The sequence below is a fragment of the Rhodobacter aestuarii genome, from assembly GCF_900156655.1.
GTDB classification, from domain to species: Bacteria; Pseudomonadota; Alphaproteobacteria; order Rhodobacterales; family Rhodobacteraceae; genus Rhodobacter; species Rhodobacter aestuarii.
Map to the genome: position 1 here is coordinate 109,875 of NZ_FTOG01000010.1, position 14,867 is coordinate 124,741.

Here is a 14,867-nt window from a genome sequence, read left to right on the forward strand (position 1 = left end):
TTTAAAAAAACCGGCGCTCTTGCGGGCGCCGGTTTTGCGTGGGTCGCGTGGCTTAATGCGCCATCAAGATCGGCACTTCGGCCTGTTCGAGCATATTGCGGGTCGCGCCACCCAAAATCGCCTCGCGGAACCGCGAATGGCCATAGGCCCCCATCACCACCATCTGTGCCGAGGTATCGCGCACATGACGGTTGATCACATCAGAAATGCGCGGCAGCGTTTTCGCCAAAACCGAGACCTCGACCTTGACGCCGTGACGCGCCAGCCATTGGCTGAGCTGCCCGCCCGGGTCCGAACGTTCCGGCCCATGCGCGGGTGGGTCAATCACCGTGATGTCGACAAGCTGTGCCGATTTCAAAAGCGGCAGCGCCTTGCGGATCGCGTTCATCGCCTCGTTCGATTGGTTCCACGCCACCACAACCCGGCGCGCGTTCAGGCTGACCACTTGCCCATCAGGCACGATCAGTGCGGGGGATTGGCCTTCGAAAAGCGCGGCTTCCACCGCGGCCTCCAATTCCTGCCCGCGGCCCTCGCCATAGGGATGGCCCATCACGACCAAGTCGGCGAAGCGCGCGCGCAGCCCAACCACCGTTGCAATCGCGCCGATTTGGGCCACCACAGCCTCGGTGCTCCAGCGAATATCTTCGCTAGAAAGGCGCTCATTGATCGCTTTTTCGGTCTCGCGGGCCTCTTCTTGCGCCCGATCGAGAACTTCTTGCTGCACAAACGCCGTTGCTCCGGCATAATAGTAGCCAGTTTGGGTGCGATCGACGCCCAAACACAACACTTCCAGATGTGCATCTTCGGCACGGGCCACCGCGACTGCCGAGTCGATTTGTCCATGCGCTTGTGAGACATCCGTCACAATCGTCAAAACCGTCTTGTAGGCCATCTACTGCCCCCTGAATGCGGATTTATCAGCAATCTCTAACGATTCGAACGGGTTTGCACATTGACGAGGATCAAGGCAGACCCTTTACAGGAGGTGGGCGCGCTGTCATGGTGCGGCGAAAGAACGCACCACCTTGTCAAGAAATTGATCAAGATCAAGGCGGGTGGCATACCCTGAAATCACAAGAGACAAGTCGAGAAACTTCTGCCCCGACCGACTCGGGATGGGACAGAAGAACAACAAGACGAAGGGACGCAAAAATATGTGGGATTACATCAAGCTGATCGCGCTTGGTCTCGCGGCGGCGCTTGCTGCATACGCAGCGAGTCAGGCGCGGGACCTGCCGTATATGGTGAACATGATCGAGGCCATGCTGGCCGCGGTCATCGCGTTCATCTGGATACTGCGCACAATGGGGGACCCCAAACCCTCGAAAAACGAATATTGCGACGGCGTTATTCGCGCCGGCGTTATTGCAACCACCTTCTGGGGCGTGGTCGGCTTCCTTGTGGCCGTGATCATCGCTTTCCAGCTCGCCTTCCCGCAGCTCAACCTTGAGTTCGGCAATGGTATGCTCAACTTCGGGCGCCTGCGTCCGCTGCATACGTCGGCGGTTATTTTCGCTTTTGGTGGTAACGCGCTGATCGCTTCTGCCTTCTATGTTGTGCAACGCACCTCGGCGGCGCGCCTGTTTGGCGGCAATTCGCTCGGTTGGTTCGTGTTCTGGGGCTGGCAGCTGATCATCGTGATGGCCGCTTCGTCCTATTTGCTCGGCGGCTCGCAAGGCCGTGAATATGCCGAGATGAACTGGCATATCGACCTGTGGATCACCGTTGTTTGGGTGGCTTACCTGCTCGCCTTCCTCGGCACGATCTTCAAACGCAAAGAACCCCACATCTATGTGGCGAACTGGTTCTACCTGTCGTTCATCGTGACGATTGCGATGCTCCACCTCGTCAACAACCTCGCGATTCCGGTGTCGATCTTCGGTTCGAAATCGGTTCAGGTGATGTCGGGCGTGCAAGATGCCATGACGCAATGGTGGTATGGCCACAACGCCGTGGGCTTCTTCCTGACCGCCGGCTTCTTGGGCATGATGTACTACTTCGTGCCGAAACAAGCTGAACGTCCCGTCTATTCGTACAAACTCTCGATCGTCCACTTCTGGGCCCTGATCTTCCTGTACATCTGGGCTGGCCCGCACCACCTGCACTACACCGCGCTGCCCGACTGGGCCTCGACGCTCGGCATGGTGATGTCGGTAATCCTGTGGATGCCGTCCTGGGGTGGCATGATCAACGGTCTGATGACGCTTTCGGGCGCTTGGGACAAACTCCGCACCGATCCGGTTATTCGTATGATGGTTGTGTCCATCGGCTTCTACGGCATGTCGACCTTTGAAGGTCCGATGATGTCTATCAAAGCTGTGAACTCGCTCAGCCACTACACCGACTGGACCATTGGCCACGTGCACTCGGGTGCGCTCGGCTGGAACGGCATGATCACCTTCGGCATGCTCTACTTCCTGACGCCGCGCCTGTGGGGCCGTTCGGGTCTCTACTCGCTCAAACTGGTCAGCTGGCACTTCTGGCTCGCCACCATCGGGATCGTGCTCTACGCGTCCTCGATGTGGGTGACCGGCATCATGGAAGGCCTGATGTGGCGTGAAGTCGATGCGCAAGGCTTCCTTGTGAACGCTTTTGCCGACACCGTGGCTGCGAAAATGCCGATGTATGTCGTGCGTGGTTGCGGCGGGGTGCTCTATCTCACCGGCGGCATCATCATGGCCTACAACCTCTGGGCCACCGTGGCCAAACAACCGAAAACGGCCGAAGCTTCGGTCGCGGTCCCGGCGGAATAAGGAGAGACGCAGATGGCAATTCTGGACAAACACCACGTTCTTGAAAAGAACGCGACGCTGCTGCTTATCTTCTCTTTCCTCGTCGTGACCATCGGCGGGATCGTCGAGATCGCGCCGCTGTTCTACCTCGAAAACACGATCGAGAAAGTGGAAGGGGTTCGCCCCTACACGCCCCTCGAACTCACCGGGCGCGATATCTACATCCGCGAGGGCTGCTATGTTTGCCACTCGCAGATGATCCGCCCGATGCGTGACGAGGTGGAACGTTACGGCCACTATTCGCTTGCGGCCGAGTCGATGTACGACCACCCGTTCCAGTGGGGCTCCAAGCGGACGGGGCCTGACCTCGCCCGCGTTGGCGGCCGTTACTCGGATGCGTGGCATGTCGAACACCTGACGAACCCGCAATCGGTGGTGCCGGAGTCGGTGATGCCGAGCTACAGCTACCTGTCGCACGTGCCGCTCGACAGCACTTACATCGAGGAACGTCTGGAAACCGACGCCCTCGTTGGGGTGCCTTACACCTCGGAAATGATCGCAACGGCGAAAGCAGACTTCGTGTCTCAGGCGAACCCTGACGAAGACTACGACTCGCTGCTCGAGCATTACGGCGAAAAAGTGAACGTTCGGAACTTTGATGGCCAACCCGGCCTGACGGAGATGGACGCGCTGATCGCCTATCTGCAGGTGCTGGGGACGATGGTCGATTTCTCGACCTTCCAGCCCGTGGCTAGTCGCTGAGGAGAGCTGGGATGGACTATCATATCTTGCGTGAATTTGCCGATAGTTGGGCGGCGGCTGCGATGCTGCTGGTCTTCCTCGGTGCCGTGGTCTGGGCGTTCCGTCCGGGTTCGGCGAAGACTCACGCCGATACGGCGAACATCCCTTTCCGGCATGAAGACAAACCCGCCGATCCCGGCGCGGGCGACAGCCTGCGCTCGGACGACGGCGCCACGCGCTAAGGAGGCGTGGAAATGAGCAAAAAACCGACGAAAAAAGAGATCCAGACCACGGGCCATTCGTGGGATGGGATCGAAGAACTGAACACGCCGCTGCCGCGCTGGTGGCTGTGGACCTTCTATGCCTGCATCGTTTGGGGTGTGGCCTATTCGATCGCCATGCCGGCTTGGCCGATCTTTGCTTCGGGGGCGACCCCGGGTCTGCTCGGGTCCTCGACCCGCGCCGATGTGGACAAAGAAATCGCCAAATTCGCCGAAATGAACAAAGCGATTGAAGAGAAGCTGGTGGCAACGGAACTGACCGAGATCTCGAGCGATCCCGAGTTGGTCACCTATGTCAACAACGCTGGCGGCGCTGTGTTCCGGACTTGGTGCGCGCAGTGCCACGGTTCGGGCGCGGGCGGCAACAAAGGCTTCCCGAGCCTGATCGACAGCGACTGGCTCCATGGCGGTACGATCGACCAGATCTATCTGGACGTGCAGCATGGTATCCGCGATCCGCTTGATCCCGATACCAACGCGGCGGCGCAGATGCCGGCACACCTCGACGACGAGCTGCTGGAACCGGCGCAGATCGACGAAGTCGTTCAATATGTCCGCCAAATCTCGGGCCAAGATGCCGATGCCGAATTGGCGACGGCTGGCGCTGAGGTCTTTGCCGAATGGTGCGTCTCGTGCCACGGCGAAGATGCCAAGGGCATGCAAGAAATGGGTGCGCCCAACCTGACCGACGCGATCTGGCTCTATGGCGGTGACGTTGACACGCTCACCACCACGATCCGGCACGGCCGCGCTGGCGTGATGCCCTCGTGGAGCTACGGCACCACCGAAGGCACCTCGCGTCTGAGCGAAGTGCAGATCCGCGCTGTCTCCGCCTATGTGCACAGCCTCGGCGGCGGCGAATAAGCTTCAGTCAGATAGTCGGGGCGGTCTTCGGGCCGCCCCGATGAGCACCGACGCCCCGTCCTGTTCGCGCGTTTCCTGGGGCGTCGGTGTTTTTTGCGTTGTAAGTTGCGGTATTTTGTCCTTGCGACACTAAGTCCCATGGGGCAAGACGCACTCACCCATGACAGTCTCGGTCATATCGTGTATCGCAAATCTGTCTTTATATGCAGATATGATGATCTGCGCATCGAGGCATCCCCGTTCGGACCACGGGAAGGCGGCCCGGACGCAAGCGCATTGCCAACGGAGATGAACCCGTGAGCTCCACCGAACCCACTGACGACGCGCCGCTTTATGAGGCGCGCGAACCTATTTTTCCGAAACGTATTTCCGGCAAGTTCCGTTCACTGAAATGGATCCTGATGTCGGTCATGTTGGGGATTTATTACATCACCCCATGGATCCGCTGGAACCGCGGTCCGGCCCTGCCAGACCAAGCCGTGCTGCTCGATCTGGCGAATCGTCGCTTCTTCTTCTTCGGTCTCGAGATTTGGCCGCACGAGTTTTACTTCGTGGCGGGCTTGTTGATCATGGCCGGTCTGGGTCTTTTCCTGTTCACCTCGGCTTTGGGGCGTGTGTGGTGCGGCTATGCCTGCCCGCAAACGGTCTGGACGGACCTGTTCATTCTGGTTGAACGCTGGGTCGAAGGGGATCGGAACAACCGCATCCGCCTGCATCGCCAGCCGTGGAACGCAGAGAAAATCCGCAAGAGCCTGACGAAATGGACGTTGTGGCTGCTCATCGGTCTCGCGACCGGCGGGGCTTGGGTGTTCTATTTCACCGATGCGCCAACGCTTTTGGCGAACCTTTTCACCGGTGATGCCTCGCCAATCGCCTATACGACAATTGCCGTTGCCACCGCGACGACCTTTGCCTTTGGCGGGTTCGCGCGCGAACAGATGTGCATCTATGCCTGCCCGTGGCCGCGGATTCAGGCGGCGATGATGGACGAAGACACGATCACCATTGCCTACCGCGAATGGCGCGGCGAACCGCGCGGCAAGTTGCACAAGGGGCAGGTGGCCGAAGGGCAGGGCGATTGCATTGATTGTATGGCCTGCTTCAACGTCTGCCCGATGGGGATCGACATCCGCAACGGCCAGCAGCTTGAATGCATCACCTGCGGGCTGTGCATCGACGCTTGCAACGAGATCATGGACAAGATCGGCAAGCCGCGCGGCCTTGTGGGCTATATGGCGCTCAAAGACGAAGCGAGCGAGCGTGCGGGCAACAAGGTGGTCAACATCTGGAAACACGTGCTGCGTCCGCGCACGCTGGTGTACTTTACCCTGTGGTCTGGCTTCGGGATCGCGCTTGTCGTGGCGCTGTTCTTGCGCTCGCCGCTTGACTTCAACGTTACGCCGAACCGTGACCCGCTTTACGTGATGCAAGGCGATGGGACGATCCGCAACATCTACACGATGCGGATCCGCAACAAGCATGGTGAAGACGTGACCTACCGTATCAGCGCAACCACACCCGATGGTGAAGCTGATCCCACGCTGACCCTCTCGCTCGAGGGCCAAGAGGGTGATACGGTGACCGTACCGGCTGACCAGCTCTATAACCAGCGGCTCTATCTTGAAGCGGCGCCGCGGTCTGATCTGGCCACCACCAGCCGCACCGATATCGACATTTGGGTCGAACAGGTGGGCGGCGAAGTGCCGGTGAAGGACTCGGTTGGCACCGTGTTCAACGGGAAGGAGCAATGAGATGACGAAACCCCTCACCGGGCGCAAGGTGTTCGCAATGTTCGTGGCCTTCTTTGGCCTGATCATCGCAGTGAACGTGACGATGGCCTATAACGCCATCAAAACCTTCCCCGGTGTCGAGGAGGCCCATCCCTATAACGCATCGCAGACCTTTGATGCGGATCGGGAAGCGCAGGAGCGGCTCGGTTGGAGCGTGCGCCCTGCCTATGATGGGACGTCACTCATCATCGATATTCGCGACCGGGACGGAAATCCCGCCTCGGTCGCGGATTTGACTGTTTTGGTTGGCCGCAAGACCATGGCCGCCGAAGACCAAACCCCAGACATGACGCCATTGGGCGGGCTTTTCACTGCCCCGGTGGCCCTCGCCCCCGGCGATTGGCTGCTTCATATCAATGCGAAGTCGACTGACGGCACCGTCTTCCGCCAAAGGCTCGATTTCTTTGTCGACGGCTGATGCGTCATGACGGTTGCCCCCCTCGCGCCGGAACGCGCGCAAGAGTTTGACGAAGAGCATGTTTCTGCCTCGGCCTGCCCGGCCTGCCTTGCCGCCCCTTCGGCGGAACAGATGGCAAAATCGGGCGATATCAAGGGCGCGCGGATCATGCTGTCGCTGCCCACCGCGCATTGCGCTGTTTGTATCACCGATGTCGAACGCGAGATGGAAGCAACGCCGGGTGTGCGTTCGGCCCGCGTCAACCTCACGCTCAAGCGGGTTTCTGTTGATGCTGAGGCGGGGGTGGAAGCGGGCGATCTGATCGCGCGTCTGGACCGTATTGGCTATGAGGCGCATGAGCTTGACCCGGGTATGCTAAGCGCCACCGAGACCGACAAACGCGGGCGTGATTTGCTGATGCGGATCGGCGTGGCCGGCTTCGCGATGATGAACATCATGCTCTTGTCGATCGCGGTCTGGTCAGGGGCCGAAAGCGCGACGCGCGATATGTTCCACTGGATTTCGGCGGCGATTGCTCTGCCGACGGTGGTTTTTGCGGGCAAGCCGTTCTTCGTTTCGGCCTTTGGGGCGCTGCGCCATGCGCGGCTCAATATGGATGTGCCGATTTCGCTGGCGCTGGTGCTGGCCTCTGGCATTTCGATTTTTGAGACGATGCAGCACGGCCATCACGCCTATTTCGATGCGGCTGTGATGCTCGCCTTCTTCCTGTTGGTCGGGCGCTACCTTGATTACCGCACCCGTGCGGTGGCGCGCTCGGCGGCCGAAGAACTTGCCGCGCTTGAGGTGCCGCGCGCCACGCTGTTGCGCGAGGGGCTTGAAAGCATTGTTGCCGTGTCTGACCTGCAACCGGGCGATTTGATCCGCGTGCGCCCGGGGGGCCGCATCCCAGCCGATGGTGCGGTGACCGAAGGGACATCAGAGACCGATCGCTCGCTGCTGACTGGCGAGACGCTGCCGGTTTACGTCGGCCCGGGCACGATGCTCAGCGCGGGCGAGGTGAACCTCACCGGACCGCTCACTTTGCGGGTGACGGCGGCGGGCAAAGATAGCTCCCTCCACCGCATGGCCGATCTGGTGGCGATGGCCGAAAGCGCCAAGACCCGCTACACAACGCTCGCTGAGCGTGCTGCACGGGCCTATTCGCCGCTGGTGCATTTGCTCTCTTTCTCGGCCTTTGGCTTTTGGCTTTGGTGGACCGGGGGCGATCTGCGCTTTGCAATCAATATCGCCGCTTCGGTGCTGATCATCACCTGCCCCTGTGCGCTTGGGCTGGCCGTGCCTGCGGTTGTAACGGCGGCCAGCGGCAAGCTTTTCCGCAAGGGGCTATTGATCAAAGACGGCACCGCGCTCGAACGCTTGGCCGAGGTCGATACGGTTGTGTTTGATAAAACCGGCACGCTGACGCTCGGCACTCCCGTGCCCGAAAACCTTTATGACTTTGATGCCGAAACGCTTTCGATGGCCGCAGCCCTCGCTGCGGCTTCGGCGCATCCGCTCGCGAAATCCATCCACGCGGCCACGCTGGAACGGGGGCTACTGCCTACCCAATTGGATGATTTGCGCGAAGTGCCCGGCTTCGGGGTCGAGGGGCGGCTTGGCAAACGCAAACTGCGGCTCGGTCGGTCCGATTGGGTTGGGGCGGCAGCGGCAGACACAACCGCGACGCATCTGCGCATTGGCGATGCGCCGCCGCTCACCTTCCGCTTCTCGGACCATCTACGCCCCGGCGCGGCAGAGGCTGTGGCGCTTTTGCACGCTCAGGGTAAGCAGGTGCTACTGGTCTCGGGTGATGTGGAAAGCGCTGTAGCCACGCTCGCCGCGAAGCTTGAGATCAAAGATTGGCGCTCTGGCGCATTGCCTTCCGAAAAGGCGGCACTGGTCGCTGATCTGATGGGCCACGGCCATCGCGTGTTGATGGTGGGCGATGGGCTCAATGACACGGCAGCCCTTGCGGCGGCGCATGTCTCGATCTCGCCCGCAACCGCGCTTGATGCTGCCCGCACGGCTTCTGACATCGTGCTATTGGGCCAAGACCTTGCGCCCGTGGGCGATGCTTTGCGGATTGCCAAACAGGCCCGGGCGCGGATCAAACAGAACTTCGCGATCTCGGGGATCTACAACACCATTGCCGTGCCGCTTGCGCTGATTGGCCTTGCGACCCCACTTTGGGCGGCCTTGGCGATGTCGTCATCCTCGATTACGGTATCGCTCAACTCGCTGCGTTTGCGCTGAAGAGGTGCCCTGATGTCGGTCCTTACCTATCTCATCCCGATCTCGCTCTTTCTGGGCGGCTTTGGTCTTGTGGCTTTTGTTTGGTCGCTGAAAGACCGCCAATATGAAGACCCGAAAGGCGATGCCGAACGGATCTTGTCGGGCCAATATGACGATCACCCGAAGCAATAAGCGAACCGATTGTGCAAAGAAAAAGCCCGGGTGCCGCAAGGCCCCGGGCTTTTCTATCTTCTGTGGGGCGCGCTTACGGCCCGATGACTGTGCAGTCCACGGCACGGGCGCTTAGTCGCGCGCAGGCAAGGTCTGCATCAGCGCGGGTCAGCCCAACAAACAGTGCCTCATGCCCTGCGGGGCGGCTGGCCACTTTGCGCAGGCCTTCCCCAAGCGAAGTGCTTTCCATCAGCGCCGTTTTCAACAGCACCTGTTCGGCGGCATATTGCGAATTGTATTTGCCAAGGCTTACGCCCCATTGCCGCCCACCGGAGCTTGAGGCCCGCGCCACCACTTCGCGCCGCGCTTGCGGCATCGGGGCAGGGGGGGTGAGGGCGGCCAAAATCACCGTGTCATTGCGGCTTGCTTGGCTGCGCGACATCGCCAGCGTTTCCGGCTGAGCCGTTGCCGTCTGGATGAAGATCGGCGCGGTGGCATCGGTATCGCCTTGCGCAAGCACAGAGTCATCCGTTTCGAGCATCGCCAACGTTTCGGGCTGCGGCGCGGTCACTTCAACCAGACCTGCCGGTTCGTCCTCAGCCAAGGCCAATTGCACGGGAGCGGTGTGCGCGGGCTTCGGCGCGGGGCGCAGGGTATTGGGCTGGGCTTGCGCCACTTGAATGGTTGCGGCCACGGTTTCTTGCGGTTCGGCAGCTTGCACCGGCTCTGGTGCAGGTGCAGGCGTCGGTGCTGCGGCAGCCAGCGCGACAGCGGCAGCGATAGCGTCGGTGTCAATCGCGGCGGCGATTTCAGGTGACGCAGGTGCCGGGCGTTCCATTGGCCGTGGGCTGCGCTTCAGCGCAGGCGGGGCAGATGTGGGCGCAGCATCAGCCAGCAGCATCGGGGCGGGTTCAGGCGTGACCGTGCGCGCACGGTTCGGCGCACGAGCAAAGCCGAGATCCAGCAGTTCCGCCATTTTCGCGTTGCGGCTTGCGGTCGAGGTGCCGCCAAACACGGTCGCAATAATGCGTTTGTTGCCACGCTTGGCCGAGCCAACAAGGTTGAAGCCCGCAGCAACCGTATAGCCCGTCTTGATCCCATCCGCGCCTTCATAGGCATCCAGGAAGCGGCGGTTGGTGTTGTAAACGCGGGCAATCCCGGCATCTGCGCTACGGCGCGAGAACAGGTTGTAATACTGCGGGAAATCGAACAGAAGATGGCGGCCCAAAGTCGTCATGTCATGGGCGGTCGACAAATGCCCTTCGCGGGTCAGGCCGTTCGCGTTTTTGAACGTAGTCTTGGTCATGCCAAGCGCGCGGGCGGTGCGGGTCATGCGCGCGGCAAATTTTGCCTCATCACCGCCGATAAAATCACCAATTGCGGCGGCCGCATCGTTGGCAGATTTTACGGCCGCAGCGCGGATCAGATAGCGCAGTGCGATCTTCTGCCCGGCCTTGAGGCCAACGCGGGAGGGCGGTTGCCCCGCAGCATTGGCGGAAACCGTCACCATCGTATCAAGGCTCAGCCGCCCCGCTTCGATTTCTTGAAACGCGATGTAGAGCGTCATCATTTTGGTGAGCGAGGCCGGGTGCAGCCGCGTCTCGGCGTTTTTGGCGTAAAGCACCTCGCCCGAACGCGCGTCGATCACATATGCCGCAAACGGTGCCGCCCAAAGCGCCACCGGCATAAGAACAAGAAGTATTGCCACAAGCCCTGAACGGACCCAGCACGAAAGCCTGGTCACGGTACTGCCCTTACACTGCCTCTGAACGCCCCTATTTTTGGGCTTTCGCACAGCCTAGCACGGTCATATCGCGGTGAAAACCAAGAAGATTCAAAGGGTTTGAATGCGACCTTGATGCAACGAGGGCGGCACCTCTGCGCAATATACCGTAGGTTTATGGCGTCTGGGTGCTAGATGTTGTGTTTTTGATATGTGGCGAAATTGTGGCGATGTCGTTTTTGGGATCGGCGCGGGGCCTTACTCACTTTTGCGTGCGCGGCCTATACTTGTGACAAGCGCTTCAAGGCCGCTCAAATCGGGCAATTCCGCAAATCTTGGGTGCCCTAAGGGCGGGTCGGCATGTTCAAGTGCCCAAGTGAGCCCATGCGGGACGTAAACGCCCCAGCCGCCGGCCTCAATCATCGGTAAAACGTCCGATTTCAGGGAGTTGCCGACCATTAGCCCCTCTGTTGCGCCGGTGCCATGGCGCGCAAATACGGTTTGATAAGTCTCGGCGCGCTTGTCCGAGACAATCTCAATCGCGTCAAACAATTCCCCCAGCCCGGATTGCGCGAGTTTACGCTCTTGGTCGAGCAAATCGCCCTTGGTGACCAGAACCAACCGATACTGGCCAGAAAGCGCCTCCACCGTCGCGCGGGCATGGGGCAGTAATTCGATCGGATGGGCGAGCATTTCGCGCCCTGCCGCCATGATCTCTGCGATCACCGAAGCGGGAACCTGCGCCTCGCTCACCTCAATCGCGGTTTCGATCATCGACAGCGTGAAGCCCTTCACGCCAAAGCCGTAATGGCCCACGTTGCGCCGCTCCGCCGCTAATAGCCGTTCTTCCAAATGATCGGCGGGCGCATGATCGGCCAGCAGGTCATGAAAACGCGCCTGCGTGAGCCGAAAGAACCGCTCATTGTGCCAAAGCGTATCGTCGGCATCAAAGCCAATGGTGGTCAGCGTCATGGGCGCCTCCTTTGCCGCGCGACCCTGCCGCGCAACCTCCTGTTTGGCAACTGTTCCGCTTGGGCTTTTTTTCTGTCACCATCTTCCTATATTGACGCGCATGCTCAGCGATTCCCTATCCTTGGAGGACCACGTGCTTCAGCCTTTCCTTGCCAGCGCCGATGATGATGGCGATCGCGGGGGCGATGGCGATGCGGGTCTTGCCACCAAGACGCGGACGCGCACCAAGCGCCCGCCGATGTATAAGGTGATGCTGCTCAATGATGATTACACGCCGATGGAATTCGTCGTGCACATCCTGGAGCGGTTCTTTGGCATGACCCATGCACAAGCGTTTGAGATCATGTTGACAGTGCATAAGAAGGGGCTGGCGGTTGTCGGCGTTTATTCCTTCGAAGTGGCCGAGACGAAGGTGGGGCAGGTGATGGATTTCGCCCGGCGCCACCAGCATCCGCTGCAATGCACGATGGAAAAGGAGTGAGGGCAGGCGCCCTCTGAACCCGCCATGAGCCATACCCGTTTGTCACTGGCGCTTGATGCGCCCGAAGCTTTGCCCGTGGAAGGTCGTATCGCGGTGTTTCGCCCAACGGCGGAAAGCGATCTGTCGCTTTTGCCGAAAGAGCGGCTGCACCTGATCCAAGGCTTCCGCCCAGATTATGACGCGCTCACCGCGCGCGGCTACACCGTTTCGCCCGCGCCCGAGGGCAGCTATGCCGGGGCCGTGGTGTTTTTGCCCCGCGCGAAGGCCGAAGCGCGCGCGCTTTTGGCGGCGGCGTGTGAAGGTGTGGCCCCCGGTGGGGTGATCTGGGTCGATGGCATGAAAACCGATGGCATCGACTCGGTGATCAAAGATGTGCGCGCGCATCTCGAAATCTCGGACCCGATCGCCAAAGCGCATGGCAAGATTTTCTCCTTCTCCGCCACATCGGGCGCGCTGGCGGCTTGGGCGGCAAAGCCGATGCATCCTGCCGAAGGGTTTACCACGCTGCCCGGCGTCTTTTCTGCCGATGGGGTAGATCGGGGTTCGGCACTGTTGGCGGCGTGTTTGCCCGAGCATCTGCCGGCGAAAATGATCGACCTCGGCGCGGGTTGGGGCTGGCTGTCGGCACAGGTGCTGGCGCGCGAAGGCGTAGAAAGCCTTGATCTGGTCGAGGCAGAGCATTCCGCGCTCGAATGTTCGAAAATGAATATTTCGGACCCGCGTGCCCGCTTCATTTGGGGGGATGTTACCCATCTGAAGTTGGAAAATCGCCCTACGGGTGCGGTGATGAACCCGCCGTTTCACACCTCGCGCACGGCAGATCCGGCGCTTGGCGCGGCCTTTATTCGGTCTGCCGCGGGGCTTTTGTCGCTTTCGGGCACGCTTTGGATGGTGGCAAACCGCCACCTGCCCTATGAGGCGGTGCTGCGCGAAACCTTCCATGAGGTGCATGAGATCACGCCGCCCACGGGCCGTGATGGGGCCTTCCGCATCTTCCGGGCAGAGCGGCCCATTGCCCATGCCACAAAGTCGGGTGCCGCTGTGCAAAAGCCCGTGAGCGCGCCGCCCAAAGGCCGCCGCGTTGCTCGCACCCGTCGTTAAGATCGGTTAACCTCTCCCAAAACCGCTGAAGGAGCCGCTATGACGCTCGCGATTTCCGGCAAGACTGCCATTGTCACCGGGGCTGCCAACGGCATTGGCCTTGCGATTGCACGCCATTTTCTGGATCGCGGCGCGCAGGTGATTTGCGCCGATATCGACGAAGCGCGGCTGCAAGCAGAATGGGGCGCCGCCGCGCGCGAAGAAACCGGTCCGGTGCGGCTTTTCACGGGCGATTTGTGCGAAAAGCTGACGGCTGCGAACCTGCTTTCTGCCGCGATTGACGCCTTTGACCGGATTGACGTGCTGGTCAATGCCGCGCGCAGTTTTGCCCCGACGCTCGACCCGCTCGATTGTTCCGATAGCGGGCTGGAAGAGATGCTCGCGCAGAATATGAAATCCAGCCTGCGGTTGTCGCAGATGACGGCGAAGCGGATGATCGCGCTTGCTGAGAAAGAAGAACGCACCGAAGGCGAGATCGGCTCGATCATCAACGTCTCGACCTTGGCGGGGTGCCGGAACCAGCCGCAATTGCTCAACTATTCGATTGCTTGTGCCGCGCAAGATCAAGCAACGCGCGCGCTTGCCGTGGCGCTTGCCCCGCATCGCATTCGCGTCAATGGCGTGGCCTTCGCCTCACTCATGAGCGCATCGCTGCAAGCCGCGTTGAAGGAAAATAGCTCGTGGCGTGAGGCCATTACCGAGGGCACGCCGCTTGGCCGGATCGCGCCCGCTTCGGAATTGGTCGACACTGTGCAATATCTGGCGTCCCCCGGCGGTGGCTTTGTGACCGGGCAGATCATCACCGTGGATGGGGGGCGCAGCCTGCTCGACCCGGTTTGCGTGCCGGCTTACTGATCACGTTTCGGGGTAGGCTTCGCGGCAGGCGGCAACAGCGGCATTGGCGGCAGGGGTCAATTCCTTCACGCGTTTGCGCAGCCCGTCCCGTTTGCGGGTCTCGGCAGCCGGATCAATCGCCACTTTGCGGGTGCGGGTCACGGTGTAATCTTCAAGGCACATCTGAGGTTTTTCGATCACCGTGCCATCGGGGCGGGTGATCGTGGTGGCGCCGCAGACCTCCCACCGGGTCATTGGCACGTCGTAGTCTTCATAGGCGTAACCGCGCGCCAGATTGCCCTCTACCTCTGCCAAGAGATTCTGCACGCTGCGCAATTCGCGCGTTTCGCGGTTGATGCACCGTTCTTGCGGCGTGCCGCAGGCGGCAATGAGCAAAAGGGCGAGCAGCGAGAGTTTGCGCATGAGGGCCTCCGAGCTTTGTGGCATTCTTTCGTGCGCGCAAGCGCTTGGCAAGGGTGGGCCAGACGCACGCTTCCCGTTGCGCGACAGTTTGTGCGGATATTTTCACCCATTCTGCACAACAGGCT

General features: G+C 60.7%; 15 protein-coding genes. 11 read left to right on the plus strand and 4 right to left on the minus strand.

The features are described from left to right. Positions 1-52: 52 nt before the first annotated feature. Entirely contained in the window at positions 53-892 is an 840-nt protein-coding gene (locus BW967_RS14675) for a universal stress protein (protein ID WP_076485843.1), read from the minus strand. Positions 893-1,154: 262 nt separating this feature from the next. Between BW967_RS14675 and ccoN the strand changes: the two genes are divergently transcribed. The 8 genes from ccoN to ccoS all read left to right on the plus strand — a co-directional run bounded on the left by ccoN (position 1,155) and on the right by ccoS (position 9,229). After that, on the plus strand, positions 1,155-2,753 hold the full coding sequence (gene ccoN / locus BW967_RS14680) for a cytochrome-c oxidase, cbb3-type subunit I (protein ID WP_076485844.1): 1,599 nt from the start codon (positions 1,155-1,157) through the stop codon (positions 2,751-2,753). 12 nt (positions 2,754-2,765) lie between these two features. Continuing rightward, on the plus strand, positions 2,766-3,494 hold the full coding sequence (gene ccoO / locus BW967_RS14685) for a cytochrome-c oxidase, cbb3-type subunit II (RefSeq protein ID WP_076485845.1): 729 nt from the start codon (positions 2,766-2,768) through the stop codon (positions 3,492-3,494). A gap of 11 nt (positions 3,495-3,505) precedes the next feature. After that, positions 3,506-3,715 (plus strand): cbb3-type cytochrome oxidase subunit 3, encoded by a 210-nt coding sequence (locus tag BW967_RS14690; RefSeq protein WP_076485846.1) that lies wholly within the window; start codon positions 3,506-3,508, stop codon positions 3,713-3,715. A gap of 12 nt (positions 3,716-3,727) precedes the next feature. Continuing rightward, entirely contained in the window at positions 3,728-4,618 is an 891-nt protein-coding gene (ccoP, locus tag BW967_RS14695; protein WP_076485847.1) for a cytochrome-c oxidase, cbb3-type subunit III, read from the plus strand. A gap of 296 nt (positions 4,619-4,914) precedes the next feature. Beyond that, positions 4,915-6,369 carry a cytochrome c oxidase accessory protein CcoG gene (ccoG, locus tag BW967_RS14700; protein ID WP_076485848.1) on the plus strand — a complete coding sequence of 485 codons (1,455 nt, stop codon included), beginning with the start codon at positions 4,915-4,917 and terminating at the stop codon, positions 6,367-6,369. Position 6,370: 1 nt separating this feature from the next. Next, positions 6,371-6,826, plus strand: a complete 456-nt coding sequence (locus tag BW967_RS14705; RefSeq protein WP_076485849.1) for a FixH family protein — start codon at positions 6,371-6,373, stop codon at positions 6,824-6,826. A 6-nt stretch (positions 6,827-6,832) separates the two neighbouring features. Then, a complete protein-coding gene (locus BW967_RS14710; protein WP_076485850.1) occupies positions 6,833-9,058 on the plus strand; it encodes a cation-translocating P-type ATPase in 2,226 nt (741 codons plus the stop codon). Positions 9,059-9,070: 12 nt separating this feature from the next. Next, positions 9,071-9,229, plus strand: coding sequence for a cbb3-type cytochrome oxidase assembly protein CcoS (ccoS, locus tag BW967_RS14715; protein ID WP_076485851.1), 159 nt, complete (start codon positions 9,071-9,073; stop codon positions 9,227-9,229). A 73-nt stretch (positions 9,230-9,302) separates the two neighbouring features. Here the strand turns inward: ccoS and BW967_RS14720 are convergent, their stop codons facing one another. Beyond that, positions 9,303-10,895: a D-alanyl-D-alanine carboxypeptidase family protein gene (locus BW967_RS14720; protein WP_083952277.1), complete on the minus strand. Its 1,593-nt coding sequence runs from the start codon at positions 10,893-10,895 to the stop codon at positions 9,303-9,305. Positions 10,896-11,189: 294 nt separating this feature from the next. Continuing rightward, a complete protein-coding gene (locus BW967_RS14725) occupies positions 11,190-11,903 on the minus strand; it encodes an HAD family hydrolase (RefSeq protein ID WP_076485853.1) in 714 nt (237 codons plus the stop codon). Positions 11,904-12,036: 133 nt separating this feature from the next. On the opposite strand from BW967_RS14725, the gene clpS reads away from it, so the two are divergent. Genes clpS through BW967_RS14740 form a run of 3 tightly spaced genes read left to right on the plus strand, consistent with a single transcriptional unit; the run spans position 12,037 to position 14,340 of the window. Further along, the gene (gene clpS / locus BW967_RS14730) at positions 12,037-12,384 is read left to right on the plus strand and encodes an ATP-dependent Clp protease adapter ClpS (protein WP_097081664.1); all 348 of its coding nucleotides are present in this window, start codon (positions 12,037-12,039) and stop codon (positions 12,382-12,384) included. A gap of 24 nt (positions 12,385-12,408) precedes the next feature. Next, positions 12,409-13,485, plus strand: coding sequence for a class I SAM-dependent methyltransferase (locus tag BW967_RS14735; RefSeq protein ID WP_076485854.1), 1,077 nt, complete (start codon positions 12,409-12,411; stop codon positions 13,483-13,485). Positions 13,486-13,524: 39 nt separating this feature from the next. After that, positions 13,525-14,340 (plus strand): SDR family NAD(P)-dependent oxidoreductase, encoded by an 816-nt coding sequence (locus tag BW967_RS14740; protein WP_076485855.1) that lies wholly within the window; start codon positions 13,525-13,527, stop codon positions 14,338-14,340. Here the strand turns inward: BW967_RS14740 and BW967_RS14745 are convergent, their stop codons facing one another. Next, on the minus strand, positions 14,341-14,742 hold the full coding sequence (locus BW967_RS14745) for a hypothetical protein (protein WP_076485856.1): 402 nt from the start codon (positions 14,740-14,742) through the stop codon (positions 14,341-14,343). Positions 14,743-14,867 lie beyond the last annotated feature (125 nt).

Excerpts from the sequence above, each read along its gene's own strand:
- BW967_RS14675 (WP_076485843.1), bottom strand. The coding sequence starts at position 892 with ATGGCCTACAAGACGGTTTTGACGATTGTGACGGATGTCTCACAAGCG.
- ccoN (WP_076485844.1), top strand. The coding sequence starts at position 1,155 with ATGTGGGATTACATCAAGCTGATCGCGCTTGGTCTCGCGGCGGCGCTT.
- ccoO (WP_076485845.1), top strand. The coding sequence starts at position 2,766 with ATGGCAATTCTGGACAAACACCACGTTCTTGAAAAGAACGCGACGCTG.
- BW967_RS14690 (WP_076485846.1), top strand. The coding sequence starts at position 3,506 with ATGGACTATCATATCTTGCGTGAATTTGCCGATAGTTGGGCGGCGGCT.
- ccoP (WP_076485847.1), top strand. The coding sequence starts at position 3,728 with ATGAGCAAAAAACCGACGAAAAAAGAGATCCAGACCACGGGCCATTCG.
- BW967_RS14705 (WP_076485849.1), top strand. The coding sequence starts at position 6,371 with ATGACGAAACCCCTCACCGGGCGCAAGGTGTTCGCAATGTTCGTGGCC.
- BW967_RS14710 (WP_076485850.1), top strand. The coding sequence starts at position 6,833 with ATGACGGTTGCCCCCCTCGCGCCGGAACGCGCGCAAGAGTTTGACGAA.
- ccoS (WP_076485851.1), top strand. The coding sequence starts at position 9,071 with ATGTCGGTCCTTACCTATCTCATCCCGATCTCGCTCTTTCTGGGCGGC.
- BW967_RS14720 (WP_083952277.1), bottom strand. The coding sequence starts at position 10,895 with ATGCCGGTGGCGCTTTGGGCGGCACCGTTTGCGGCATATGTGATCGAC.
- BW967_RS14725 (WP_076485853.1), bottom strand. The coding sequence starts at position 11,903 with ATGACGCTGACCACCATTGGCTTTGATGCCGACGATACGCTTTGGCAC.
- BW967_RS14735 (WP_076485854.1), top strand. The coding sequence starts at position 12,409 with ATGAGCCATACCCGTTTGTCACTGGCGCTTGATGCGCCCGAAGCTTTG.
- BW967_RS14740 (WP_076485855.1), top strand. The coding sequence starts at position 13,525 with ATGACGCTCGCGATTTCCGGCAAGACTGCCATTGTCACCGGGGCTGCC.
- BW967_RS14745 (WP_076485856.1), bottom strand. The coding sequence starts at position 14,742 with ATGCGCAAACTCTCGCTGCTCGCCCTTTTGCTCATTGCCGCCTGCGGC.